The organism is Escherichia sp. E2748, assembly GCF_005781125.1.
In the GTDB taxonomy this organism is placed as follows: domain Bacteria; phylum Pseudomonadota; class Gammaproteobacteria; order Enterobacterales; family Enterobacteriaceae; genus Escherichia.
This window is the reverse complement of record NZ_VATP01000019.1, coordinates 86,882-112,738: the sequence shown is the minus strand read 5'-3', so window position 1 is coordinate 112,738 and position 25,857 is coordinate 86,882. Positions and strand designations below refer to the sequence as shown.

The 25,857-nt window shown below is 52.6% G+C and carries 25 protein-coding genes and 3 tRNA genes; 17 read left to right on the top strand and 11 right to left on the bottom strand.

Going from position 1 to position 25,857, the window contains the following annotated elements; translation table 11 throughout:
- Positions 1 to 199 precede the first annotated feature (199 nt).
- Positions 200 to 1,228 (bottom strand): EF-P beta-lysylation protein EpmB, encoded by a 1,029-nt coding sequence (gene epmB, locus FEK42_RS15570; protein WP_130205957.1) that lies wholly within the window; start codon positions 1,226 to 1,228, stop codon positions 200 to 202.
- 41 nt (positions 1,229 to 1,269) lie between these two features.
- On the opposite strand from epmB, the gene efp reads away from it, so the two are divergent.
- The 4 genes from efp to sugE all read left to right on the top strand — a co-directional run bounded on the left by efp (position 1,270) and on the right by sugE (position 2,944).
- Positions 1,270 to 1,836 (top strand): elongation factor P, encoded by a 567-nt coding sequence (gene efp, locus FEK42_RS15565; RefSeq protein WP_000257278.1) that lies wholly within the window; start codon positions 1,270 to 1,272, stop codon positions 1,834 to 1,836.
- A 51-nt stretch (positions 1,837 to 1,887) separates the two neighbouring features.
- A complete protein-coding gene (gene ecnA, locus FEK42_RS15560; protein ID WP_064525758.1) occupies positions 1,888 to 2,013 on the top strand; it encodes a lipoprotein antitoxin entericidin A in 126 nt (41 codons plus the stop codon).
- A gap of 110 nt (positions 2,014 to 2,123) precedes the next feature.
- Positions 2,124 to 2,270, top strand: a complete 147-nt coding sequence (gene ecnB / locus FEK42_RS15555; protein WP_000239596.1) for a lipoprotein toxin entericidin B — start codon at positions 2,124 to 2,126, stop codon at positions 2,268 to 2,270.
- A 356-nt stretch (positions 2,271 to 2,626) separates the two neighbouring features.
- On the top strand, positions 2,627 to 2,944 hold the full coding sequence (gene sugE, locus FEK42_RS15545; protein WP_130205961.1) for a quaternary ammonium compound efflux SMR transporter SugE: 318 nt from the start codon (positions 2,627 to 2,629) through the stop codon (positions 2,942 to 2,944).
- On the opposite strand, the gene blc is transcribed toward sugE, so the two are convergent.
- The 6 genes from blc to frdA form a co-directional block, all read right to left on the bottom strand.
- Positions 2,941 to 3,474 carry a lipocalin Blc gene (gene blc, locus FEK42_RS15540; RefSeq protein WP_130205963.1) on the bottom strand — a complete coding sequence of 178 codons (534 nt, stop codon included), beginning with the start codon at positions 3,472 to 3,474 and terminating at the stop codon, positions 2,941 to 2,943. The genes sugE and blc overlap by 4 nt on opposite strands.
- Positions 3,475 to 3,561: 87 nt before the next feature.
- Complete coding sequence (locus FEK42_RS15535) at positions 3,562 to 4,704, bottom strand: BlaEC family class C beta-lactamase (protein WP_135493282.1); 1,143 nt, start codon at positions 4,702 to 4,704, stop codon at positions 3,562 to 3,564.
- Positions 4,705 to 4,766: 62 nt separating this feature from the next.
- Entirely contained in the window at positions 4,767 to 5,126 is a 360-nt protein-coding gene (gene frdD, locus FEK42_RS15530; protein ID WP_001299198.1) for a fumarate reductase subunit FrdD, read from the bottom strand.
- A 10-nt stretch (positions 5,127 to 5,136) separates the two neighbouring features.
- A complete protein-coding gene (frdC, locus tag FEK42_RS15525) occupies positions 5,137 to 5,532 on the bottom strand; it encodes a fumarate reductase subunit FrdC (protein WP_135493283.1) in 396 nt (131 codons plus the stop codon).
- Positions 5,533 to 5,542: 10 nt separating this feature from the next.
- Positions 5,543 to 6,277, bottom strand: a complete 735-nt coding sequence (gene frdB / locus FEK42_RS15520; protein WP_064525766.1) for a fumarate reductase iron-sulfur protein — start codon at positions 6,275 to 6,277, stop codon at positions 5,543 to 5,545.
- Positions 6,270 to 8,078 carry a fumarate reductase (quinol) flavoprotein subunit gene (gene frdA, locus FEK42_RS15515; protein ID WP_130205969.1) on the bottom strand — a complete coding sequence of 603 codons (1,809 nt, stop codon included), beginning with the start codon at positions 8,076 to 8,078 and terminating at the stop codon, positions 6,270 to 6,272. The genes frdB and frdA overlap by 8 nt, the downstream gene beginning before the upstream one ends.
- Positions 8,079 to 8,402: 324 nt before the next feature.
- On the opposite strand from frdA, the gene epmA reads away from it, so the two are divergent.
- The 3 genes from epmA to FEK42_RS15500 all read left to right on the top strand — a co-directional run bounded on the left by epmA (position 8,403) and on the right by FEK42_RS15500 (position 11,513).
- Positions 8,403 to 9,380 carry an elongation factor P--(R)-beta-lysine ligase gene (gene epmA / locus FEK42_RS15510; RefSeq protein WP_000004771.1) on the top strand — a complete coding sequence of 326 codons (978 nt, stop codon included), beginning with the start codon at positions 8,403 to 8,405 and terminating at the stop codon, positions 9,378 to 9,380.
- A gap of 218 nt (positions 9,381 to 9,598) precedes the next feature.
- Positions 9,599 to 11,101: a glutamate/gamma-aminobutyrate family transporter YjeM gene (gene yjeM, locus FEK42_RS15505; protein WP_130205971.1), complete on the top strand. Its 1,503-nt coding sequence runs from the start codon at positions 9,599 to 9,601 to the stop codon at positions 11,099 to 11,101.
- 97 nt (positions 11,102 to 11,198) lie between these two features.
- Positions 11,199 to 11,513, top strand: coding sequence for a YjeO family protein (locus FEK42_RS15500; protein WP_135493284.1), 315 nt, complete (start codon positions 11,199 to 11,201; stop codon positions 11,511 to 11,513).
- Positions 11,514 to 11,543: 30 nt separating this feature from the next.
- Here the strand turns inward: FEK42_RS15500 and mscM are convergent, their stop codons facing one another.
- The 3 genes from mscM to rsgA all read right to left on the bottom strand — a co-directional run bounded on the left by mscM (position 11,544) and on the right by rsgA (position 17,007).
- Complete coding sequence (gene mscM, locus FEK42_RS15495; protein ID WP_138211884.1) at positions 11,544 to 14,867, bottom strand: miniconductance mechanosensitive channel MscM; 3,324 nt, start codon at positions 14,865 to 14,867, stop codon at positions 11,544 to 11,546.
- 21 nt (positions 14,868 to 14,888) lie between these two features.
- On the bottom strand, positions 14,889 to 15,857 hold the full coding sequence (gene asd / locus FEK42_RS15490; protein WP_130259511.1) for an archaetidylserine decarboxylase: 969 nt from the start codon (positions 15,855 to 15,857) through the stop codon (positions 14,889 to 14,891).
- A gap of 97 nt (positions 15,858 to 15,954) precedes the next feature.
- Positions 15,955 to 17,007 carry a small ribosomal subunit biogenesis GTPase RsgA gene (rsgA, locus tag FEK42_RS15485; protein WP_130205979.1) on the bottom strand — a complete coding sequence of 351 codons (1,053 nt, stop codon included), beginning with the start codon at positions 17,005 to 17,007 and terminating at the stop codon, positions 15,955 to 15,957.
- A gap of 94 nt (positions 17,008 to 17,101) precedes the next feature.
- On the opposite strand from rsgA, the gene orn reads away from it, so the two are divergent.
- The 5 genes from orn (at position 17,102) to FEK42_RS15460 (ending at position 18,564) form a co-directional block, all read left to right on the top strand.
- A complete protein-coding gene (gene orn, locus FEK42_RS15480) occupies positions 17,102 to 17,647 on the top strand; it encodes an oligoribonuclease (RefSeq protein WP_064525781.1) in 546 nt (181 codons plus the stop codon).
- Between the two features lie 210 nt (positions 17,648 to 17,857).
- Positions 17,858 to 17,933: transfer RNA gene (locus tag FEK42_RS15475), tRNA-Gly, on the top strand.
- Positions 17,934 to 18,090: 157 nt separating this feature from the next.
- A tRNA-Gly gene (locus tag FEK42_RS15470) sits at positions 18,091 to 18,166 on the top strand.
- A 35-nt stretch (positions 18,167 to 18,201) separates the two neighbouring features.
- Positions 18,202 to 18,277 (top strand) — tRNA-Gly (locus FEK42_RS15465).
- 233 nt (positions 18,278 to 18,510) lie between these two features.
- Entirely contained in the window at positions 18,511 to 18,564 is a 54-nt protein-coding gene (locus FEK42_RS15460) for a hypothetical protein (protein ID WP_100699686.1), read from the top strand.
- Here FEK42_RS15460 and queG read toward each other — a convergent pair.
- A complete protein-coding gene (queG, locus tag FEK42_RS15455; RefSeq protein WP_130205981.1) occupies positions 18,547 to 19,686 on the bottom strand; it encodes a tRNA epoxyqueuosine(34) reductase QueG in 1,140 nt (379 codons plus the stop codon). The genes FEK42_RS15460 and queG overlap by 18 nt on opposite strands.
- Here queG and nnr point away from each other — a divergent pair.
- Genes nnr through miaA form a run of 5 tightly spaced genes read left to right on the top strand, consistent with a single transcriptional unit; the run spans position 19,685 to position 25,839 of the window.
- Positions 19,685 to 21,232: a bifunctional ADP-dependent NAD(P)H-hydrate dehydratase/NAD(P)H-hydrate epimerase gene (gene nnr / locus FEK42_RS15450; protein WP_135493285.1), complete on the top strand. Its 1,548-nt coding sequence runs from the start codon at positions 19,685 to 19,687 to the stop codon at positions 21,230 to 21,232. The two genes, queG and nnr, sit on opposite strands and share 2 nt — an antisense overlap.
- Positions 21,204 to 21,665, top strand: coding sequence for a tRNA (adenosine(37)-N6)-threonylcarbamoyltransferase complex ATPase subunit type 1 TsaE (gene tsaE / locus FEK42_RS15445; protein ID WP_000981977.1), 462 nt, complete (start codon positions 21,204 to 21,206; stop codon positions 21,663 to 21,665). The genes nnr and tsaE overlap by 29 nt, the downstream gene beginning before the upstream one ends.
- Positions 21,666 to 21,683: 18 nt before the next feature.
- Positions 21,684 to 23,021 (top strand): N-acetylmuramoyl-L-alanine amidase AmiB, encoded by a 1,338-nt coding sequence (amiB, locus tag FEK42_RS15440; protein WP_135490670.1) that lies wholly within the window; start codon positions 21,684 to 21,686, stop codon positions 23,019 to 23,021.
- 9 nt (positions 23,022 to 23,030) lie between these two features.
- The gene (gene mutL, locus FEK42_RS15435) at positions 23,031 to 24,896 is read left to right on the top strand and encodes a DNA mismatch repair endonuclease MutL (RefSeq protein ID WP_135408721.1); all 1,866 of its coding nucleotides are present in this window, start codon (positions 23,031 to 23,033) and stop codon (positions 24,894 to 24,896) included.
- Positions 24,889 to 25,839 (top strand): tRNA (adenosine(37)-N6)-dimethylallyltransferase MiaA, encoded by a 951-nt coding sequence (gene miaA / locus FEK42_RS15430; RefSeq protein ID WP_001280339.1) that lies wholly within the window; start codon positions 24,889 to 24,891, stop codon positions 25,837 to 25,839. Before mutL ends, miaA begins: the two co-directional genes overlap by 8 nt.
- The last annotated feature ends 18 nt before the right edge of the window (positions 25,840 to 25,857 follow it).

The following is a 25,857-nucleotide window of genomic DNA, read 5'->3' as shown; positions in this document are numbered from 1 at the left end:
TTATGCAACGGGCAAAGATTAAACTTCCCTGTAAAATGACAGGTCGCTGTACTGCGTTTGTTGCTCTTGCCGGATGCGGCGTAAACGCCTTATCCGGCCTATAGTTCATTGAAAATTCATTCAATTTCAATGCACGATGTAGGCCTGATAAGCGTAGCGCATCAGGCAATTTTAATGTTTAACTTCCCTGTTTAATCAGTTACTGCTGGCGTAGCTGGAGATCCAGCGGCGTTTTGCTGGGTTCGCCACCAATCTCGCGCGCCAGTTTTGGCACCAGATATCCCGATACTAACGTCAGCAACTCACGCATAATCTGCCGCGCTTCATCATCGCTCACCATGAAATGCGCCGCGCCCTGCACTTTATCGAGCACATGCAGGTAATAGGGCATCACACCGGCGTCAAACAGTGCATTACTCAGATTTGCCAGAGTTTGCGCGTTATCGTTCACGCCACGTAACAGAACGCTTTGGTTAAGCAGGGTGACGCCGACACGGCGCAATTTAGCCATCGCCTGACGAAACGTTTCATCTACCTCATTGGCATGGTTGATGTGATTCACCAGCAAGATTTGCAGCGTAGAACGGGCAAAGCGTTCAACCAGCGCCTCGGTGATGCGTGCCGGGATCACAATCGGCAGACGGCTGTGAATCCGCAGACGTTTGATATGTGGGATCGCTTCCAGTTGCGTTAATAACCAGTCCAGTTCGTGATCTTTCGCCATCAGCGGATCGCCGCCGGAGAAAATAATCTCGTCCAGTTCCGGATGCGCAGCAACATACTCAAGTGCCGTCTTCCAGTTTCGCTTGTTGCCCTGATTTTCGGCATACGGGAAGTGGCGACGGAAGCAATAGCGGCAATTTACCGCGCAGCCACCTTTGACCAGCAACAGCGCCCGGTTGTGGTATTTATGCAACAAACCAGGCACTACGCTGTGCTGTTCTTCCAGCGGGTCGGTGGAGAATCCGGGCGCGACGACAAACTCATCTTGCGAGGTAAGTACCTGACGCAAAAGTGGATCGTTTGGATTGCCTTTCTCCATGCGATCGATAAATGAGCGGGGCACGCGCAGGGCAAACAGCTTTTTGGCGCTGCGTCCGGCCAACAGTTTTTCGTCCGCGTCTATATTCAAAAGACGCAGAAGTTCATCAGGATCGGTCACAACATCGGCAAGTTGCGCTAACCAATCTTCTCTGGATGGGGTATTTAGGGTTACAATATGCGCCATTTTGTGGCTTAGCTACCAATTAATAAATTTCAGAGGGCCTTATGGCAACGTACTATAGCAACGATTTTCGTGCTGGTCTTAAAATCATGTTAGATGGCGAACCTTACGCGGTTGAAGCCAGTGAATTCGTGAAACCGGGTAAAGGTCAGGCATTCGCTCGCGTTAAACTGCGCCGTCTGCTGACTGGCACTCGCGTAGAAAAAACCTTCAAATCTACCGATTCCGCTGAAGGCGCTGATGTTGTCGATATGAACCTGACTTACCTGTACAACGACGGTGAGTTCTGGCACTTCATGAACAACGAAACTTTCGAACAGCTGTCTGCAGATGCAAAAGCAATTGGCGACAACGCTAAATGGCTGCTGGATCAGGCAGAGTGCATCGTAACTCTGTGGAATGGTCAGCCGATCTCCGTTACTCCGCCGAACTTCGTTGAACTGGAAATCGTTGATACCGATCCGGGTCTGAAAGGTGATACCGCAGGTACTGGCGGCAAACCGGCTACCCTGTCTACTGGCGCTGTGGTTAAAGTTCCGCTGTTCGTACAGATCGGCGAAGTCATCAAAGTGGATACCCGCTCTGGTGAATACGTATCTCGCGTGAAGTAATGCGGTTGTGGTGCGGCCTGTGGGCTGCACCATCACTTTCTCAGGTCAGAGATGATGAAACGCCTTATCCTTCTTGTTTTGCTTGCCAGTGCGCTGCTCACGGGCTGTAACACCGCTCGCGGTTTTGGTGAAGACATTAAACATCTCGGTAATTCCATCTCCCGCGCAGCCAGCTAATTTTTCTTCTCTTCCTAAAAATCATCAGATTTCCGTCATTTTCGGTGGTGTTGTCTATTATTAATTTGCTATAGGCAAACACAAATAACATTACCTAAAAGGAAGACGTTATGGTGAAGAAGACAATTGCAGCGATCTTTTCTGTTCTGGTGCTTTCAACAGTATTGACTGCCTGCAACACCACGCGTGGCGTTGGTGAAGATATCTCCGACGGCGGTAACGCGATTTCTGGCGCAGCAACGAAAGCGCAGCAATAAGCAATAACGGTACGGCAGTTTTGTCGTGCCGTTGATACTGATGACAAAGGCAAAATTGCCTGATGCGCTACGCTTATCAGACCTACATAGCCCATGCAATATATTGAATTTGCACAATTTTGTAGGCTGGGTAAGGCATTAACGCCGCATCTGGCATAAACAACTGACACTTTGTCAACAATCTGTAACGGTACGACAAGTTTGTCGTACCGTTTATTTTTTCAGCGATAGTCACTAAGGTAATAGTTGAAATTCCCCTGCCACCTGGCAAAATATCCGTTCAACCATCAGCTTTGCAGGACGACCTGCAAACGCTTCTTTTCACCGGGGACGGCCCCATTTCTCCGGAGTTTTATATGTCCTGGATTATCTTATTTATTGCTGGGTTGCTGGAAGTCGTCTGGGCTGTTGGCCTGAAATATACCCACGGCTTTAGTCGTTTGACGCCAAGTGTTATTACCGTGACGGCGATGATTGTCAGTATGGCGCTGCTCGCCTGGGCGATGAAGTCATTGCCTGTAGGGACGGCTTATGCTGTCTGGACGGGGATTGGCGCAGTCGGCGCGGCTATCACCGGCATTGTGCTGCTCGGCGAGTCCGCTAACCCGATGCGCCTGGCGAGTCTGGCGTTAATTGTGGTGGGAATTATTGGTCTGAAACTCAGCACTCACTAACTACCGGGCTGCTGTACCCAAATAAACTTACTAACATCAAACCCTTCCCGGGTTGCGACTGCCAGCATCTCCTGTTTAACTTCGTCAGAAATGGTTGGCGTGCGAGAGAGTATCCACAGGTAGTCGCGGTCCGGGCCGCAAACCAGCGCGTGGCGGTACTCCCGGTCGAGCGCGATGACATTATAACCGCCGTAGAATGGCCCAAAGAACGACACCTTCAGGGCTGCGCGACGCGGATCTCCAGTAAAGTAGGCTTTTCCTTCACTCTGCTGCCACATCTCTCTGTCAGGGTTATAGCCTTTATTAATGACATTCAGGCCGCCGTCATCACGCAGGCTGTATGTTGCGGTGACTTTTTCCAGTCCACGTTCAAAGCGGTGATCAAAACGGGCAATCTCATACCATGTACCCAGATAGCGTTTGGTATCGAAATTATTTACCACGGTCACGCCACGCGGTGGTGTGGGAGAACTACAGGCAACCACCAGAAATGCAGCCGTCGCTGCGGCAACGAGAGGGAGCAGGCGCATAAATGTTTCCTTACTGGTTTTTTCTAAGTGTAGATGACAGCAAGGAAATGCGAAGAAAAGGTCCGAAAATTCGGACCCGATGAAATTTTACTGCAGAGCGTTGAGAATCTGCCAGGCGGCGGTAACTCTCGCTGGATTGGGATAATTTTTGTTAGCCAGCATCACAATACCCAGCTCTTTTTCTGGGATAAACGCGACATAGCTACCAAATCCGCCGGTCGCACCTGTTTTATGCACCCATGATGACCGCACAGCAGGAGCAGGGGGCGTAATCGCTTTTACTGGGCTTGTCGCCAGCGCAATTTTACTGTCGCTGCCATTGATGATGCTGTCAGGATTTACCGGCCAGTCCAGCATTTCCCAGCCCAGGCCCTGATACATATCGCCGGTTTGCCAGTAGCGAGATTGCGCCAGTTGTATCCCTTGCTGAAGTGTTTTGCCGTTGATATCACGGGGATTCATATTGCTTCGTACCCAGCGGGCCATATCTTCAATCGTCGATTTTACACCGTACGCTTCAGCATCCAGCGCCCCTGGCGAAACATGCACTGCCTTGCCTTCGCGATATCCCCAGGCGTAATTCTTTTCTTCTGCGGACGGCACATTAATCCACGTATGAGTGAGTTTGAGTGGCTGGAAAACACGAGTTTGCATCGCCTGTTCAAAGCTCAAACCTGATGGCTTCACGGCCAGTGCGCCGAACAAACCGATACTGGAGTTTGCATACAGACGTTGTGTTCCTGGCGCCCATTCAGGCTGCCAGTTTTGATAGAAGCGCAGCAAGTCGCTTGAGGATTTCACCTCATCCGGCACCTGTAACGGCAGGCCGCCAGCGGTGTAGGTTGCGAGATGTAATAGTGTGATCCCATTCCACTGTTTAGCGGTAAGTTCAGGCCAGTATTTTGTGACGGGATCGTTTAGATTGATTTCCCCTCGAGCAATAGCATCGCCACCAAGCACGCCCGTAAATGTTTTACTGACCGAGCCTAACTCAAACAACGTTTGCTGCGTGACGGGCCGCTTTTTTGCCACATCCGCGTAGCCCCAGGTAAAGTAATAAGGCTTACCCTGATAAATCACTGCAACGGCCATGCCGGGGATGTTTTGTTGCTCAACAAGTGGGGTAATTGTGTGATGCACAATATCGTTGATTTGTTGTTCGCTATGGGGCGCGGCAAGAGTGGAGCAAGAGACGGTAATCAGTAAGGTGCAAAGCGTCGTTTTGAGCATAAGGTCTGGTTTCCATACAAAACGGCCCGCCATAGGCGGGCCGGATTTACATTGGCGATACGTTAGATTGTAACGATACCAATCAGTGTGACAACTGTCAGGATAGCAGCCAGACCGTAGAAAACCCATTTACCCGCAGGCACGTGAATTTTCAGATCGTGCATCGCGTGGTGCATACGGTGTAAACCACACCACAGCGGCAGGACGATCATCAGGAACAGGAATACGCGACCAATGAAGCTTTGCGCGAACGCCAGAACGCGTTCGTAGCTCAGTGCGTCACCCGGGAACAGACCCAGCGGCAACAGAATGCCAACCAGCAGGATCATTACCGGCGCAATGATCGCACTCCACATACCACCGGCCCCGAAGAGGCCCCAGAATACCGGTTCGTCAGAACGCTTTGGATTTGGATTAATCATCTCAGGCTCCTTACCAGTACAGGGCAACAAACAGGATTACGATGGTGGCAACCACGGTTACCGCCCAGAGACTTTTGATAATTGGCTCTGGTCCCATTTTTTCGTCTTTTACAATGATATTGGCCGCTTTCGGTGCCAGTTCAAACCAGGTTTTGGTGTGCAGCAGGGCTGCCGCCAGAGTAATCAGGTTAATGATCACGATAACCGGGTTTTGTAAAAAGTCGACGAATCCCGCCCAGGTATCCGGGCCATTTTTCAGGGCAAACAGCCCGAAAATCAGTTCAATGCTGAACCACACAGCCGGAACCGCTGTGCCTTCGCGCAGCATGTAAAAGCGATAAAACGGCAATTTTTTCCACCAGGTGGACGTCATTGGCCGTACATACGGTTTACGTTTAGTCGTCATGTTGCACTCCTTAGCGTGGTTTCAGGGTCGCGATAAGAAAGTCTTTTGAACTTTCTACTTTGCCCTGCTGAATGGCCGCAGCCGGATCGACGTGTTTCGGGCAGACTTCGGAGCAGTAGCCCACGAAAGTACAGCTCCATACGCCGTTCTGGCTGTTTAACTGCGCCATACGCTCCTTCTTACCGTGGTCGCGGCTATCTTCGTTATAACGATGTGCCAGCGTAATGGCAGCCGGACCGATGAACTCTGGGTTCAGGCCGAACTGCGGGCATGCGGCATAGCACAGACCACAGTTGATGCAACCGGAGAACTGGTGATACTTCGCCATCTGCGCCGGGGTCTGGATGTTAGTACCCTGATCCGCGGTGCGGGAGTTGCCGATGATGTACGGTTTGATCGCTTCCAGACTTTCGATGAAGTGGGTCATATCGACCACCAGATCGCGTTCAATCGGGAAGTTAGCTAACGCTTCAACCTTCATGCCGTTGGTGTAGTCACGCAGGAAGGTTTTACATGCCAGTTTCGGCACGTTGTTAACCATCATGCCGCAGGAGCCACAAATCGCCATACGGCAGGACCAGCGGTAGCTCAGGTCCGGCGCAAGGTTGTCTTTGATATAGCCCAGCGCATCCAGCAATGAGGTGGTTTCATCATAAGGCACTTCATAGAATGCGCTATGTGGTGCGGTATCGACTTCCGGGTTATAACGCACCACCTCAATTTTCAGGTTTTTCATCTCAGCCATTCGCCTTCTCCTTCTTATTGGCTGCTTCCGCCTTATCGGCTGCATCCGCTTCGCCACCGTACATGCGTTTGGCCGGCGGCAGCTTAGTAATTTTCACGTCGCTGTACTCCAGGCGAGTAGTGCCATCAGCATCGCGGAAGGCGAGGGTGTGTTTGAGGAAGTTGATGTCGTCACGTTCAGTGCAACCTTCGTCCAGACGCTGGTGCGCGCCGCGGGACTCTTTACGTGCCATTGCAGAGTGCGCCATACATTCGGCAACGTTCAGACCGTGGCCCAACTCAATGGTGTAAAGCAGGTCGGTGTTGAACACGCTGGAAGTGTCGGTGATGCGAACGCGCTTGAAGCGTTCCTGCAGTTCCGCCAGCTTGTCGATGGTTTTCTGCATCAGTTCCGGCGTACGGTAGATACCGCAGCCTTCTTCCATGGCCAGGCCCATTTCGTCGCGGATCTTCGCCCAGTTTTCGCCGCCGTCCTGGTTAACCAGATCTTTCAGACGCTGTTCAACGCCAGCAACTTGGGCATTGATCGCTGCATCGTTGCCATTACCGGCAGTAGATGCGCGCTCCATTGCTTGCTCACCAGCCAGACGACCAAAGACCACCAGTTCCGCCAGGGAGTTGGAGCCCAGACGGTTTGCGCCGTGCAGACCTACAGAGGAACATTCGCCTACGGCGAACAGGCCCTTAATGCGGGTTTCGCAGTTCTGATCGGTTTCGATACCACCCATGGTGTAGTGTGCGGTCGGACGTACCGGAATCGGCTCTTTAACCGGATCGACGCCAACATAAGCTTTCGCCAGTTCACAGATGAACGGCAGACGTTCGTGCAGTTTTTTCTCGCCCAGGTGACGCAGGTCAAGGTAAACCACATCGCCACGCGGCGTGGAAATGGTGTTGCCTTTACGCCATTCGTGCCAGAAGGCCTGAGAAACTTTGTCGCGTGGACCCAGTTCCATGTATTTGTTTTTCGGCTCGCCCAGCGGAGTTTCTGGACCCATGCCGTAGTCTTGCAGATAACGGTAGCCATTTTTGTTGACCAGAATACCGCCTTCGCCACGGCAACCTTCGGTCATCAGGATACCGGAACCTGGCAGACCGGTTGGGTGATACTGAACGAATTCCATGTCACGCAGCGGAACACCGTGGCTCAGCGCCATACCCATACCGTCGCCAGTAACGATGCCGCCGTTGGTGTTGTAACGATAAACACGGCCAGCGCCACCAGTTGCCATCACCACTGCGTTAGCACGGATCTGAACCAGCGTGCCTTCCATCATGTTCATTGCTACCAGGCCGCGAACATGACCATCATCAACCAGAATATCCAGCACGAAGTGTTCGTCAAAACGCTGGATCTGCGGGAATTGCAGAGAGGTCTGGAACAGCGTATGCAGCATATGGAAGCCGGTCTTATCGGCGGCGAACCAGGTACGCTCGATTTTCATGCCGCCGAAGCGACGTACGTTCACGCTACCATCCGGGCGACGGCTCCATGGGCATCCCCACAGTTCCAGTTGGGTCATTTCGGTTGGGCAGTGGTGGACGAAATAATCCACAACATCCTGCTCACATAACCAGTCGCCACCCGCTACTGTATCGTTAAAGTGATAATCGAAGCTGTCATGATCCTGCGCGACAGCGGCGGAGCCCCCTTCTGCAGCAACGGTATGGCTGCGCATTGGGTATACTTTTGAGATTAGTGCGATTTTTGCATTCGGATTTGCCTGCGCGGCAGCAATTGCAGCACGTAATCCCGCGCCACCGGCACCTACAATGGCAAGATCGGCTTGAAAGGTTTGCACGACATTCCTCCAGATTGTTTTTATCCCACATCCACGTACTTCAGGGTAAGTGCCTGAAAGTTACGGTCTGCGAACGCTATTCCACTGCTCCTTTATAGGTACAACAGTATAGTCTGATGGATAAGTCTGAAATTTGACGAGATCGATTTTTTTAGTGCGCAAGCGGGCTAAATTATCACTGAAGATGATTAATTTAATTACTAAACCATCAGATTGTGGTTTTTTTAGTCACCCCCCCTTGCTGAATGATTCCTGCGTAAAATTTGTCTCGCCGTCGCGTTGCGAGTAGACTTCGTGCCCTTGTTAAAAACTGGAGATTTCACTATGAGCGAAACGGCATCCTGGCAGCCGAGCGCATCCATTCCTAACCTATTAAAACGCGCGGCGATTATGGCGGAGATCCGTCGTTTCTTTGCCGATCGTGGAGTGCTGGAGGTGGAGACGCCTTGTATGAGCCAGGCGACGGTAACCGATATTCATTTGGTCCCGTTTGAGACACGTTTCGTTGGCCCCGGACACTCCCAGGGGATGAATCTCTGGTTAATGACCAGCCCTGAATATCACATGAAACGCCTGCTGGTTGCCGGTTGTGGCCCAGTATTCCAGCTGTGCCGCAGCTTCCGTAATGAAGAGATGGGGCGTTATCACAACCCTGAGTTCACGATGCTGGAGTGGTATCGGCCGCATTATGATATGTACCGGCTGATGAACGAAGTTGACGATCTTCTGCAGCAAGTACTGGATTGCCCGGCTGCAGAAAGCCTTTCTTATCAGCAAGCCTTCTTACGTTATCTGGAAATTGATCCGCTCTCTGCTGATAAAACGCAGCTGCGGGAAGTGGCGGCGAAACTGGATCTGAGCAACGTTGCCGATACCGAAGAAGACCGCGATACGTTGTTGCAGTTGCTGTTTACCTTTGGTGTGGAACCGAACATTGGTAAAGAAAAACCGACCTTTGTTTATCATTTCCCTGCCAGTCAGGCATCACTGGCGCAAATCAGTACCGAAGATCATCGGGTCGCAGAGCGCTTCGAGGTCTACTACAAAGGTATTGAGCTGGCGAATGGTTTCCACGAATTAACGGACGCCCGTGAACAGCAACAACGCTTTGAGCAGGATAACCGTAAGCGTGCGGCGCGTGGTTTACCGCAGCATCCAATCGACCAAAACCTCATCGAAGCTCTGAAAGTCGGTATGCCTGACTGCTCCGGCGTAGCTCTGGGCGTTGATCGTCTGGTGATGCTGGCGTTGGGCGCGGAGACGCTTGCGGAAGTGATTGCCTTTAGCGTTGACCGGGCATAATTCTGAAAAATCATCTAATTAACCACACAGAATGGCGCTGTAACGCCATTCTGTAGCAGATGTTTTCATTTTTCTGCTAAAGGCCACAATTTAAGACTGGATATTTGCTATCATCCAGGTATCAATTCTGTATGTTTTTTTATTGCGACCCGTCAATCGAGGGGTAGTGCAGTTCAGTGCGCGCGTTTTATACATGTGCTAAAACGAAGGATAATTTCATGCCTCACACGATAAAAAAGATGAGTCTGATAGGACTCATATTGATGATCTTTACCTCAGTATTTGGGTTTGCCAATAGTCCGGCAGCTTATTATTTAATGGGGTATAGTGCGATTCCCTTTTATATATTTTCTGCATTATTATTTTTTATACCATTTGCCTTAATGATGGCAGAAATGGGCGCGGCCTATCGCAAAGAAGAAGGCGGCATCTATTCCTGGATGAATAATAGTGTCGGACCACGTTTCGCCTTTATCGGCACATTTATGTGGTTTTCCTCTTATATCATCTGGATGGTGAGTACCTCAGCTAAAGTCTGGGTACCATTTTCTACGTTCCTCTACGGTACCGACATGACTCAGCACTGGCGCATTGCTGGCCTGGAGCCAACGCAGGTAGTGGGTCTGCTGGCGGTGGCATGGATGATCCTGGTTACCGTGGTTGCTTCAAAAGGGATTAATAAAATTGCTCGTATTACTGCAGTAGGTGGTATTGCAGTAATGTGTCTTAATTTAGTATTACTGTTAGTGAGCATTGCCATTTTGTTATTAAATGGTGGCCATTTTGCACAGGATATTAATTTCGTGGTATCGCCGAATCCAGGATATCAATCCGGTCTGGCGATGTTATCGTTTGTGGTATTTGCCATTTTCGCTTACGGCGGAATTGAAGCGGTTGGTGGTCTGGTAGATAAAACAGAAAACCCAGAAAAGAACTTTGCCAAAGGTATTGTTTTTGCCGCTATTGTTATTTCAATCGGTTATTCGCTGGCGATATTTTTATGGGGCGTCAGCACTAACTGGCAGCAGGTATTAAGTAATGGTTCCGTTAACCTCGGCAATATCACCTATGTGTTGATGAAAAGTCTGGGGATGACGCTGGGTAACGTGCTGCATTTGTCACCTGAAGCGTCATTGTCGCTGGGCGTATGGTTTGCGCGTATTACCGGGCTTTCGATGTTCCTGGCTTACACCGGCGCGTTCTTTACGCTTTGCTATTCACCGCTGAAAGCGATCATCCAGGGTACGCCGAAAGCGTTGTGGCCGGAACCGATGACGCGCCTGAACGCCATGGGTATGCCGTCTATCGCCATGTGGATGCAGTGCGGGCTGGTTACTGTCTTCATCCTGCTGGTTTCGTTTGGCGGTGGTACTGCATCAGCGTTCTTTAACAAGCTGACGCTGATGGCGAACGTTTCCATGACGCTTCCCTATCTGTTCCTCGCGCTGGCTTTCCCATTCTTTAAAGCTCGTCAGGATCTCGACAGACCATTTGTGATTTTCAAAACACACATGTCAGCAACGATCGCGACAGTGGTGGTGGTACTGGTGGTGACGTTTGCGAACGTTTTCACCATCATCCAGCCAGTGGTTGAAGCCGGAGACTGGGATAGCACATTGTGGATGGTTGGCGGCCCTGTCTTCTTCTCGCTGTTAGCGATGGCGATTTACCAGAACTATTGCAGCAGAGTGGCAAAAAATCCGCAGTGGGCGGCTGAGTAATCAGATGCCCTATCGTCGGCCTGACGATAGGGCGTAATGACAGGGAATGAGTGGGATTTCGTATGCGCTATAGCGAAATTAAGCGACCGGTTTCCTCATGAGTGCGCGCATGTTTGTCTTGTGCTGCATCTGGTTTGTTGTGGCGTTCTTCTGGATAACCATCACTTCCGCGCTGGACAAAGAGTGGATGATTGATGGACGCGGGATTAACAACGTCTGTGATGTGCTGGAGTATCTGGAAAATGACGATACTCGCGATGTCGGTGTGATATTGACGTTGCCGCTCTTTTTCCCTTTTCTCTGGTTCGCGCTGCGGCGAAAAAAAAGCGGCTGGTTTATGTACGCCACCGCACTGGCGATCTTCGGCTATTGGCTGTGGCAGTTTTTTCTGCGCTATCAGTTTTGTTTGTGAGCCGGAGTGGTTCATCCGGCCACAAAGACCTTACAAACTTCCCGCCTGACGACCTTTACCCGCAGAAGTCAACGTTCTCCCCGTTTGTTTACCGTTGAGGCTTTCCAGACGCATCTGGAAGGGCGGGAATGGCATATCAATACCGTGGGCGTGGAAGCCCGCCAGAATCAGTTGATGGATTTCATGGCGCAGCGGCATGCGGTGACCCATTTCTGCGGCGTAAATACGCAGCTCGAAAATCTGGATCCCTTGCTGTAGATCCACCAGGAAGACTTCCGGCGCAGGATTGTCGATCACCAGCGAGCAGCGATGCGCAGCGTTAAGCAAGATTTCCGTCACTTCTTCACTGTTGGCATCAGCAGGGGCCGGAATCGTCAACACCACGCGCGTGACCGAGTCAGAGAGCGACCAGTTGATAAACTGCTCAGTAATAAACGCCTTGTTCGGCACGATAATCTCTTTACGGTCCCAGTCGCTGATGGTGGTGGCGCGGGTGTTAATTTTCGTCACGCTACCGGTAAGATCGCGGATCGTTACCGTATCGCCAATGCGAATCGGTTTTTCGAACAGGATAATCAGGCCAGAGATAAAGTTGGCGAAAATTTCCTGCAAACCAAAACCGAGACCAACACCGAGCGCGGCGACCAGCCACTGCAATTTCGACCACTCAATACCAATCATTGAGAAGCCGACCAGCCCGCCAATCAGCATCAGCAGATATTTGGTGATGGTGGTGATGGCGTAGCCCGTACCCGGCGTTAAATCCAGGTGCTGCAAAATCGCCAGTTCCAGCAGCGCGGGCAGGTTGCGCACCAGCTGCGTGGTGATGATAAACACCAGAATGGCAATCAGCACCGCACCGAGGGTAATCGGCTCCAGACTTTCTACGCCCTGTACCGTGGAAGTGACATCCCACAGCGAAATATTTTCGAGGAAGCCGAAAGCGGAATGGATTTCTGACCACAGCACAATGACCGAAAGCAGGGCGATCAACATCAGGATTGAGCGCACCAGCCGCAAGGACTGCGCACTGATGGCATCGAGATCGACTTCGCTTTCATCGACTTCAATCGCCCCTTCCGGGCTACTGTGATGATGCGCTTCCTCTTCGCCACGCGCGCGCTGCGCTAACATCTCGGCCCGGCGATGTTTCGCCCGGTCAAAAGCCAGTCTGCGTCGCTGGATTAGCATCCAGCGGCGGATAACGTGGTAAACCACCAACAGCAGGAACCAGATGGCGACCGAGGTTTCAAGCCTTGCTAACAGCGCCTGTGCCGTTGCCAGGTAACCGACTGCCGCTGCCAGAATAGCGACCAGCGGCGCGCCAATCATCATGTTCCATAACATATGGTTGGTAATGTTATCGCCGCTTCCCTCTTTGTTGAGGTACAGCGGGATCCCCGCTTTTTTCAAACTGAGGGTGACCACCGCCAGCGCACCACATATGAGAATAAAGCAAAGCCGTCCCAGCGAACCGGAAAACTCGCGGTCGTCGAGATTATCGAACATCATCAGCGCCATAATCAGCGGCACGATAAGCCCGATGCTCATCAGGTAGTAGCGCATCCCGCGGGAAACACGTTCGCGCGGCCAGCCAAAATGAGCGATAAACAAGCCGTTCGGGCGGGCAAATGTGGCGCAAATCATCACTACCCACAGCAGCGGCACGGTGGCTGTTACGCCATCACCAATCGCTACCGCCAGCGGATAAGGCCACGCCTCGCGCAAGCCGTAACCCAGCGTCATCCACAGCACCGGTAACGGTGACGCGACGAGAATCGACCAGAAAAGGGTGCGTAATGTCAGCCAGAAGTGATCCTGAGTCACCTTGCCGACTTTCGCTGCCGAACGTTCGAGAAAACGGGTGAAATAGCGGCGCGAGTAAATACTGCAACCGACCAGAATCAACGCGCCAAACAGCGGCAAAATCGTCTCTTTGCTGGTCAGCATCATGATGCTGGCTTTACCTAACTGGCTGAAGGTGTCCAGCGAAATGAGACGGCGCAGGTCCTGGGCGATTTCCAGCGGCCAGGCGATGGTCATCGGGCGCACGTCAGAGGTCCAGAACAGATAGCGGTGCGTCGCTTCGTTCACCTCTTTCAGCGCATCTTCCAGTTGCCCGTTGGAGACTTTCAGCTTGGTCAGTTCCAGCAGTAGCGTGTCACCACCCTGCAACAATGAGTTCAGCAACTCACGCTGAGTACGCAGTTGTGCTTCGAGAATACGGTTTTGCTCGGCGGTCAGCGGCTGACCGTCAGTCTGAAGGATTTGTCGCAGTTGCGGTTGTTTATTGAGTAGATCCTCATAGTGCAACCGTTGCACGCGCAACTGCGCCATTTCGGTATCAAGTTGTTGCGGTTTCGGCATTTCCGGCAGTCGTGCCACCTGCGCTCGCAACGCTTCGCCGAGCAGGTTGGATGCTCCCAGCCATTGTGACTGCTCGCGCAGGGTATTCAGCGCCTGCCGGACCTGTAATGTCTGGCTGGCAGCCTGACGCTGTTGCGAAGCGACGAGATCCATTCGCTGCGCTTGTTGATTCAGCGCTGCCGACAGTTCGCGGTTAATTTTGAATTGCGCGACGATATCTTTCGGTAAATTGGCACTGCTTTCAGCCAACAACTCGGTGCTTTCCAGCGCCCGCTCCGCCTCAAGCTGGCGTTGGCTGTTCAACTGATTACGTAAGGCCTGCAAATACGCATCCAGCTGCTGGCTCTCTTTTTCCGCCAGCTCAGAGCGCAAGCGCGCTAATTCCTGGCGGTTATTGGCAGACAGCTGCGCCAGCTCTAGTTCATCAACGAGGGTTTTCAGACGTGCGGAGTCAGACTGCAACGCGAAATTTTGCGCCTGGTTGAGCGGGGTATTGCCGGTAAGCGTTCCCAGGCGGCGCTCAATTTCATTTAACTGACGACGGGCATCAGTTTGCTGTTGCGGAAGTTGATTCAATGAATCCGCTATCTCGCGGGCGCGTTCCTGCTCTTGCTGGGCCTGACGGCTCTTATCCAGCAACTGACTGCTGACCTGGAGAATTTCCTGATTCAGCGCGTCGGTAGACATTCCCGGCGACACGCTGCGCGGCTCGTCACGCATGTTGTTTAATTGTGCGCGCAGAGTAGCAGAGAGTTTCGGATAATTATCAATGACTTCTTGGTATTGCTTGATGCGCTCAAGGGAACCTTTTCGTTCCTCAAGCGCATTTAAGGCAGACTGGAGCGCCTCTACGACTTCCGGCTGCGCGGGTTTCGCCGCTTTTGCCTGCTCCAGTTCCTGGGTGATTTGTTTGCTATCGGGGGCCGTCGCGGCGTACGCCCCCCAACTGAGGCACCAGGCCATCAGAAAAGTGATAATCAGGCGCACGTCAGCGTTTCCTTTGATGGATTAGACCTGGTCTTTTTTATCGTCAACCAATGGGCTGGCGTCGTGTTCTGCTTCGATCTCTTCAGCAGGAAGCGGGGCTGGTTCAGCGTCTGGCGTAACAAAGGTTTCGGTAGATACTGCCAGCGGCTGGCCAATTTTCGTGACAGACAGGCTTTCCAGTTGCTCAACCAGATTCACTTTACCTGGTGCAAACAGGTTGATAACGGTAGAGCCAAGTTTAAAGCGACCCATTTCCTGGCCTTTCAGCAGCGCCACAGAACCGTCGTTTTCCCCGGCAGGCCAGGTCCAGCGTTTGATGATGCCTTCGCGCGGTGGTGTAATGGTACCCGCCCAGACCGTCTCAATGCTGCCAACAATCGTCGCACCAACCAGAATCTGCGCCATCGGGCCAAATTCGGTATCGAACAGGCAGATCACGCGTTCGTTACGGGCAAACAGATTTGGCACGTTCTGAGCAGTGAGATGGTTAACGGAGAAGAGATCGCCCGGCACGTAGATCATTTCACGCAGAATACCGTTGCACGGCATGTGTACGCGGTGGTAGTCACGCGGGGAGAGGTAAGTGGTCACAAACGTACCGTTGCGGAATAGGTCCGCCATCAGATAGTTGCCCGCCAGCAGGGCTTCGAGGCTGTAATTGTGGCCTTTGGCTTGCAGGATTTTATCTTCTTCGATTTTACCTAACTGGCTGATAACGCCATCGGCAGGCATGACCAGTACATTCGGATCGGTATTGATTGGGCGTACTTCGTCACGCAGCGGACGGACAAAAAATTCGTTAAAGGAGCGGTAGCTGGCAGTATCCGGCTTCTGCGCCTCTTGCATGTCGACTTTGTAGTATTTAACGAACAGATCGATAACCAGTTTTGTCAGCCATCCTGCTCGCTTGCTTGCGCCCCAACCCGCCAGGCGAGTAAGCCATAGTTTCGGCAGAATGTACTGTAGCGAAAGTTTAAATGAATTTAACAAAGTAGCCTCCAGGCCATTGTTTTGTCGTTCCTGATCCGGCGTATATGCCGGATCCTGAAAAAAAGGGGGACGATTCTAACGACGGTTAGCTTAATTGTCAGTCATCCGTATCAGAAAAGTTTTTACGCGTTTTTACCTGCGCCATGCTTTCCAGAATACGGTGATAGTTTTCGAAACGGGTTTCCGCGATTTTCCCTTCGTCAACGGCTTCACGGATAGCGCAGCCCGGATCGGTATCGTGTTTGCAATCGCGGTATTTGCACAGACCTAAGTAGTCATGGAATTCGACAAAACCGTGAGTGATTTGTTCCGGCTCGAGATGCCAGAGTCCGAATTCGCGTACCCCAGGAGAATCAATCACATCGCCGCCGTGCGGGAAGTGATACAACCGAGCGGCAGTCGTGGTGTGCTGGCCCAGACCTGAGTTGTCAGAGACATCGTTGGTCAGGATCTCTTTTTGCAGCCCCAGCAACGCGTTCAGCAGGCTGGATTTGCCAACGCCAGATTGCCCGGCAAAAATGCTGATGCGTCCGGTCAATGCCTCTTCCAGCGGTTTCAGCCCATCCTGAGTATGGCTGGAAACCATCAATACGCGATAACCGATGTTGCGGTAGATATCCATCTGTTCGTTGACGAACGCCATGCCTTCGTCGTCCAACAGGTCAATCTTGTTGAGCACAATAATCGGCTCAATCTGCAAGGTTTCGCAGGCTACCAGGTAACGGTCGATGATATTGAGCGACAGCTCCGGCAAAATGGCGGAGACAATAACAATCTGATCGATGTTGGCGGCGATGGGTTTCACGCCGTCGTAGAAATCCGGACGCGTCAACACCGAGGTGCGCTCATGTACCGCTTCCACGATCCCTTTGACATTTACGCCTTCCGCCGCCGGTTTACCCGGACGCCAGACTACGCGGTCGCCGGTCACCAGCGAACGGATGGTACGGCGAATATTGCAGCGGTGAACGTCGCCATCGGCGGATTCCACATCAGCGTGCATACCAAAGCGGCTGATGACGATACCTTCATCAGGCTCACCAAACAGATTGTCGTCGTAGTCGGGCTTCTCCTTAGACGTTTTAAGACGACGCTGGTGATTGGCGTTCACGCGGCGCTGCTGGCCTTTGGAGAGTTTATTTTTACTCAATCGTACAGACTCCTGGTCGCCCCTGATGGGCAAAACATCTATGATACACGCAATTGTGGATCAATATAGTCACTGTGAATGGGTGGAAAATAGCATGAGTGCCAATGAAAACAACCTGATTTGGATCGATCTTGAGATGACCGGTCTGGATCCCGAGCGCGATCGCATTATTGAGATTGCCACGCTGGTGACCGATGCCAACCTGAATATTCTGGCAGAAGGGCCGACCATTGCAGTACACCAGTCTGATGAACAGCTGGCGCTGATGGATGACTGGAACGTGCGTACTCATACCGCCAGCGGGCTGGTAGAGCGCGTGAAAGCGAGCACGATGGGCGATCGGGAAGCAGAACTGGCGACGCTCGAATTTTTAAAACAGTGGGTGCCTGCGGGTAAATCACCTATCTGCGGTAACAGCATCGGCCAGGATCGTCGCTTCCTGTTTAAATACATGCCGGAACTGGAGTCGTACTTCCACTACCGCTATCTCGATGTCAGCACGCTGAAAGAGCTGGCGCGCCGCTGGAAGCCGGAAATTCTCGACGGTTTTACCAAGCAGGGGACGCATCAGGCGATGGATGATATCCGCGAATCAGTTGCGGAACTGGCTTACTACCGCGAGCATTTCATCAAGCTGTAAAATTTTTCCTGGTCACGTAACCGCCGGAATCCACTTGCGGCGGCGTGATTTTGACGCTAAATTGAACGCCTTGCTGATAATTTCAGCACTTGAGATAAAAATTCGAAAAATTTTTTTTAGGGGGGTTGCAGAGGGAAAGATTTCTCGTATAATGCGCCTCCCGTAACGACGCAGAAATGCGAAATTACGAAAGCAAAAATTAAGTAGTACGCGGGAATAGCTCAGTTGGTAGAGCACGACCTTGCCAAGGTCGGGGTCGCGAGTTCGAGTCTCGTTTCCCGCTCCAAAATTTGAAAAGTGCTGTAAAGCACAGACCACCCAATCGCAGTATTTCGAATTGCGACAAGGCGGCAACTGAACGAATCCTTGGGGACTTACAAAAGTAAGTGACTAAGGTGAGTGAAGGCAGCCAAGGCAGTAGCAGTTCGAAAGACGAAGATTAAGCGGGAATAGCTCAGTTGGTAGAGCACGACCTTGCCAAGGTCGGGGTCGCGAGTTCGAGTCTCGTTTCCCGCTCCAAAATTTGAAAGTGCTGCAAAGTACAGACCACCCAAGCGGGAATAGCTCAGTTGGTAGAGCACGACCTTGCCAAGGTCGGGGTCGCGAGTTCGAGTCTCGTTTCCCGCTCCAAATTCTTCCCCCAATAAAATATCCACAGCGACGCGATGCGTTATTGCTGGTTTTTGTTGCCTCTGACAAACTCTTGTAAACAGAGTTATCCACAGGTCCGGGCTGTAATCTTAATTTCAGAAAAACTTCGCACGGTGAACAGTAATTTTTTAACTTGTTGATATATAAGTTGAAAATTAAGATTGTATTTTGTCGTATCGATCACTTGACGATGATATTCGTCTTGAATTGCAATGCGTTTTTATTTTTATTCACAAGCTGTGGATGAATCAGGCGTCACGTGGTAGTCCCTTTTCAATTACACGAACCAGACGCTGTTTTTTTGGTAATTGCACTTCGACCACGCACGCATTTCGTCTCTCAATTTGCTGCGCAATCGCCCACGCTATATGCTCATCAAGAAGTGGGTGCTCACCTTTACGACTTTCCAGCGCCGTCAGAATCGCTTCATCCCAGGGCGCATTGCCTAATGCTACGGCGATATTACGCAGCCAACGCAGGTGACCTATACGGCGAATCGCCGATCCTTCCGTGACTTTTAAGAATTTCTCTTCGCTCCATGCAAAAAGCTCAATGAGTTCCGGTGCGTGTAGTGGTTTGCGCGGGCTGAAATCGTCTTCAGTTGTCAGTTGTGAATAGCGATTCCACGGGCAGATAAGCTGACAGTCATCACAGCCGTAAATACGGTTTCCCATTAACGGTCGCAACTCTTCCGGGATAGCCCCTTCCAGCTCAATCGTCAGATAAGAAATACAACGGCGAGCATCGACGGTATATGGCTCGACGATGGCGCCGGTCGGGCAAATCGTCATACAGGCCACGCATTTACCGCATCCTTCCTCGACCGGTTGATCCACGGGCAGAGGAATATCGACCAGCAATTCACCTAAAAAGAAGAACGAACCGGCCTCGCGATTGAGGATAAGTGAGTGCTTACCTGTCCAGCCAAGTCCAGCTTTTTCAGCTAACGGGCGCTCGAGAATAGGCGCAGAATCGACAAACGGTCTAAAATTCAGCGAAACACAATGTTGTTGAATCATCTCGCCCAGCTTTTTGAGTCGGTTGCGCAGAAGCTTGTGATAGTCACGGCCCAGCGCATAACGGCTAACATAGCCGAGTTTGGGATTTTTCAGCGTGCTGGCAAATGCGGCGTTGGCAGGAAGATAATTCATCCGCACGCTGATCACGCGCAGCGTACCGGGCAATAACTCGTGGGGGCGGGCGCGCAGCATACCGTGACGCGCCATCCAGTCCATTTCGCCGTGGTACTGTTTGTCCAGCCATGCTTGCAGTTTGGGCTCGGACTCGCTGAGATCGGTATCGGTAATACCCACCTGCTGAAAGCCCAGTTCCAGCCCCCACTGTTTAATTTTTTGCGCTAACTGATTGAGATCGAGGGGCTCTGACATGACGGACCATACAATGAAGAAAAACCCCGTAAGTATACCACACACCGTCTGGCACGCCGACGATATCCGCCGTGGAGAACGTGAGGCGGCCGATGCGCTGGGGCTAACGCTCTATGAGCTGATGCTTCGCGCTGGCGAAGCCGCATTTCAGATGTGTCGCGCGGCTTATCCTGACGCCCGCCACTGGTTGGTGCTGTGCGGTCATGGCAATAATGGCGGCGATGGCTACGTGGTCGCGCGGCTGGCAAAAGCGGTCGGCATTGAGGTCACGTTGCTGGCTCAGGAAAGTGACAAACCGTTACCGGAAGAGGCCGCGCTGGCACGCGAAGCATGGTTAAACGCGGGAGGCGAGATCCATGCTTCGAATATTGTCTGGCCCGAGTCGGTGGAGTTGATTGTTGATGCGCTGCTCGGCACCGGATTGCAGCAAGCGCCGCGCGAATCCATTAGCCAGTTAATCGACCACGCTAATTCCCATCCTGCGCCAATTGTGGCGGTTGATATTCCTTCCGGCCTGTTGGCGGAAACCGGCGCCACGCCAGGTGCGGTGATCAACGCCGATCACACCATCACCTTTATTGCGCTGAAACCTGGCTTGCTCACCGGGAAAGCGCGGGATGTTACCGGGCAACTGCATTTTGACTCGCTGGGGCTGGATAGCTGGCTGGCAGGTCAGGAGACGAAAATTCAGCGGTTTTCTGCTGAACAACTTTCTCTCTGGCTGAAACCGCGTCGCCCGACTTCGCATAAAGGTGATCACGGGCGGCTGGTGATTATCGGTGGCGATCACGGCACGGCAGGGGCGATTCGTATGACGGGGGAAGCGGCGCTGCGTGCTGGTGCTGGTTTAGCCCGAGTACTGACTCGCTGTGAAAACATTGCGCCGCTGCTGACTGCACGACCGGAATTGATGGTGCATGAACTGACTATGGACTCTCTTACCGAAAGCCTGGAATGGGCCGATGTGGTGGTGATTGGTCCCGGTCTGGGCCAGCAAGAGTGGGGGAAAAAAGCCCTGCAAAAAGTTGAGAATTTTCGTAAACCGATGTTGTGGGATGCCGATGCATTGAACCTGCTGGCAATCAATCCCGATAAGCGTCACAATCGCGTGATCACGCCGCATCCTGGCGAGGCTGCGCGGTTGTTAGGCTGTTCCGTCGCTGAAATTGAAAGTGACCGCTTACATTGCGCCCAACGTCTGGTACAACGTTATGGCGGCGTAGCGGTGCTGAAAGGTGCCGGAACCGTGGTCGCCGCCCATCCTGACGCTTTAGGTATTATTGACGCCGGAAATGCAGGCATGGCGAGCGGCGGCATGGGCGATGTGCTCTCTGGTATTATTGGCGCATTGCTTGGGCAAAAACTGTCGCCATATGATGCAGCCTGTGCGGGCTGTGTCGCGCACGGTGCGGCAGCTGACGCACTGGCGGCGCGTTTTGGTACGCGCGGGATGCTGGCAACCGATCTCTTTTCCACGCTACAGCGTATTGTTAACCCGGAAGTGACTGATAAAAACCATGATGAATCGAGTAATTCCGCTCCCTGATGAGCAGGCAACATTAGACCTGGGCGAGCGGGTAGCGAAAGCCTGCGATGGCGCAACCGTAATCTATCTGTATGGCGATTTAGGCGCAGGTAAAACCACCTTCAGCCGGGGCTTTTTACAAGCTCTGGGTCATCAGGGTAATGTCAAAAGCCCCACTTATACGCTGGTCGAACCCTATACGCTCGACAACTTAATGGTTTATCACTTTGATTTGTACCGCCTTGCCGATCCCGAGGAGCTGGAGTTTATGGGGATCCGCGACTATTTTGCCAACGATGCCATCTGCCTGGTGGAGTGGCCACAACAAGGTACAGGTGTTCTTCCTGACCCGGATGTCGAAATACACATTGATTATCAGGCACAAGGCCGTGAGGCGCGCGTGAGTGCGGTTTCCTCTGCGGGTGAATTGTTGCTGGCGCGTTTAGCCGGTTAACCTTTAAAAGGTGGCGGGATGATGTATCGCATCAGAAATTGGTTGGTGGCGGTGTTGGTGCTGCTGTGCGCGCAGGCTGGCGCCGCGACGCTCTCTGATATTCAGGTTTCTAACGGTAATCAACAGGCGCGGATAACGTTAAGTTTTAATGGCGATCCTGATTATGCGTTTAGCCATCAAAGCAAACGCACCGTGGCGCTCGATATCAAACAAACGGGCGTGATTCAGGGGCTGCCGTTGTTGTTCAGCGGTAATAATCTGGTGAAGGCGATTCGCTCTGGAACACCTAAAGATGCACAAACGTTGCGGCTGGTGGTCGATCTTACCGAAAACGGTAAAACCGAAGCGGTGAAGCGGCAGAATGGCAGCAATTACACCGTTGTCTTTACGATTAACGCCGATGCGCCGCCACCGCCCCCTCCACCGCCTGTTGTTGCTAAACGCGTTGAGGCTCCGCCAGTGGTCGCACCGCGCGTTAGCGAACCGGCGCGCAATCCGTTTAAAACAGAAAGCAACCGTACCACGGGTGTTATCAGCAGCAATACGGTAACGCGTCCGGCAGCGCGCGCGACGGCTAACACTGGCGATAAAATTGTCATCGCTATTGATGCTGGACACGGCGGTCAGGACCCTGGCGCTATCGGCCCTGGTGGTACACGGGAGAAAAATGTCACCATCGCCATTGCGCGTAAATTACGTACCTTGCTCAATAACGATCCGATGTTTAAGGGCGTTTTAACCCGTGACGGGGATTACTTTATCTCGGTGATGGGGCGCAGTGATGTGGCACGTAAGCAAAACGCCAATTTCCTCGTGTCGATTCATGCCGATGCCGCACCAAACCGTAGTGCCACCGGTGCCTCCGTATGGGTGCTCTCAAACCGTCGCGCTAACAGCGAAATGGCAAGCTGGCTGGAACAGCATGAGAAGCAGTCGGAGCTGCTGGGCGGGGCGGGTGATGTGCTGGCGAACAGTCAGGCCGACCCGTACCTAAGCCAGGCGGTGCTGGATTTACAATTCGGTCATTCCCAGCGGGTAGGGTATGATGTGGCGACCAATATGATCAGTCAGTTGCAACGCATTGGCGAAATTCATAAACGCCGACCAGAACACGCCAGTCTCGGCGTTCTGCGTTCGCCGGATATCCCGTCAGTACTGGTCGAAACTGGTTTTATCAGCAATAACAGCGAAGAACGTTTGCTGGCGAGCGACGATTACCAACAACAACTGGCAGAAGCCATTTACAACGGCCTGCGCAATTACTTCCTTGCGCATCCAATGCAGTCTGCGCCGCAGGGTGCAACGGCACAAACTGCCAGTACGGTGACGACGCCAGATCGCACGCTGCCAAACTAAGGATTATTGATGCCAATTCAGGTCTTACCGCCACAACTGGCGAACCAGATTGCCGCAGGTGAGGTGGTCGAGCGACCTGCGTCGGTAGTCAAAGAACTGGTGGAAAACAGCCTCGATGCGGGCGCGACGCGTATCGATATTGATATCGAACGCGGTGGGGCGAAACTTATCCGCATTCGTGATAACGGCTGCGGTATCAAAAAAGATGAGCTGGCGCTGGCGCTCGCGCGTCATGCTACCAGTAAAATCGCCTCTCTGGACGATCTCGAAGCCATTATCAGCCTGGGCTTTCGCGGTGAGGCGCTGGCGAGTATCAGTTCGGTTTCCCGTCTGACGCTCACTTCGCGTACCGCGGAGCAGCAGGAGGCCTGGCAGGCTTATGCCGAAGGCCGCGATATGGACGTGACGGTAAAACCGGCGGCCCATCCGGTGGGAACGACGCTGGAAGTGCTGGACCTGTTCTACAATACCCCGGCGCGGCGCAAATTCCTGCGCACTGAGAAAACTGAATTTAACCATATCGATGAAATCATCCGCCGCATTGCGCTGGCGCGTTTCGACGTCACTATCAACCTGTCGCATAACGGAAAAATCGTACGCCAGTACCGCGCAGTGCCGGAAGGCGGGCAAAAAGAACGCCGTTTAGGGGCGATTTGCGGCACCGCTTTTCTCGAACATGCGCTGGCGATTGAATGGCAACACGGCGATCTCACGCTGCGCGGCTGGGTGGCCGATCCGAATCACATCACGCCCGCACTGGCGGAAATTCAGTATTGCTACGTGAATGGTCGCATGATGCGCGATCGCCTGATCAATCACGCGATCCGCCAGGCCTGCGAAGACAAACTGGGGGCCGATCAGCAACCGGCATTTGTGCTATATCTGGAGATCGACCCGCATCAGGTGGACGTCAACGTACACCCCGCCAAACACGAAGTGCGTTTCCATCAGTCGCGTCTGGTGCATGACTTTATCTATCAGGGCGTGCTGAGCGTGCTGCAACAGCAGCTGGAAACGCCTTTGCCGTTGGAAGATAACGCCCAGTCAGCACCGCGCCATATACCCGAAAACCGCGTGGCAGCAGGGCGTAATCACTTTGCTGAACCGGCAGTTCGTGAGCCAGTGGCTCCGCGTTACTCTCCGTCTTCATCTCCTGCGCCTGCTGCAAGTAGCGGTAGCCGTCAGGCCGCCCCGTGGCCGAACGCGCAACCGGGCTACCAGAAACAGCAAGGCGATGTGTATCGCCAGCTTTTGCAAACGCCTGCAGCGATGCACAAACCAAAAGTGCAAGAATCGCAGGAACTTACGCTGGCTGCGAATGGTCAAAGCTTTGGTCGGGTGTTGACTATCGTCCATTCGGACTGTGCGCTACTAGAACGTGACGGCAATATTTCACTTTTAGCCCTGCCGGTGGCGGAACGCTGGTTACGTCAGGCGCAGTTAACGCCGGGAGATGCGCCGGTCTGCGCTCAGCCGCTGCTTATTCCGCTGCGGTTAAAAGTCTCTGGTGAAGAAAGAGCGGCCTTAGAAAAAGCGCAGTCTGCACTGGCGGAATTGGGTATTGAATTTCAGTCCGATGCGCAGCATGTGACCATCAGGGCCGTGCCTTTACCCTTACGCCAACAAAATTTACAAATCTTGATTCCTGAACTGATAGGCTACCTGGCGGAGCAGTCCGTATTCGAACCTGGCAATATTGCGCAGTGGATTGCACGAAATCTGATGAGCGAACATGCGCAGTGGTCAATGGCACAGGCCATAACCCTGCTGGCGGACGTGGAACGGTTATGTCCGCAACTTGTGAAAACGCCGCCGGGTGGTCTGTTACAATCTGTTGATTTACATCCGGCGATAAAAGCCCTGAAAGATGAGTGATATCAGTAAGGCGAGCCTGCCTAAGGCGATTTTTTTGATGGGGCCGACGGCCTCCGGTAAAACGGCGTTAGCTATTGAGCTGCGTAAAATTTTACCAGTAGAGTTGATAAGCGTTGATTCTGCCCTTATTTACAAAGGGATGGATATCGGGACGGCGAAGCCGAACGCTGAAGAATTACTCGCCGCGCCGCACCGATTGCTGGATATTCGCGATCCGTCGCAGGCTTATTCGGCCGCTGATTTTCGCCGCGATGCGCTGGCGGAAATGGCCGATATCACGGCGGCGGGGCGGATCCCGCTGTTAGTGGGCGGTACGATGTTGTATTTCAAGGCGTTGCTGGAAGGGTTGTCTCCACTACCGTCGGCGGACCCGGAAGTACGGGCCAGAATTGAGCAACAGGCGGCAGAGCAAGGTTGGGAGTCATTGCATCGTCAACTTCAGGAGATCGATCCGGTTGCGGCAGCAAGGATTCATCCAAATGATCCACAAAGGCTTTCCCGGGCACTGGAAGTTTTTTTCATTTCGGGTAAAACTTTAACGGAACTGACGCAAACGTCAGGAGACGCTCTACCGTATCAGGTGCATCAGTTCGCCATCGCCCCGGCGAGCCGTGAACTGCTCCATCAACGAATTGAGCAGCGTTTTCATCAGATGTTGGCTTCAGGTTTTGAAGCAGAAGTCCGGGCGCTTTTTGCCCGAGGAGATTTGCATACGGATTTGCCTTCCATTCGTTGCGTGGGTTATCGCCAGATGTGGTCTTACCTTGAAGGCGAAATCTCATACGATGAAATGGTTTATCGAGGTGTTTGCGCCACGAGACAGTTGGCGAAGCGGCAGATAACCTGGCTGCGTGGTTGGGAAGGCGTTCACTGGCTTGACAGTGAAAAACCAGAACAGGCGCGTGACGAAGTATTACAGGTTGTTGGTGCTATCGCAGGCTGAATGTGTACAATTGAGACG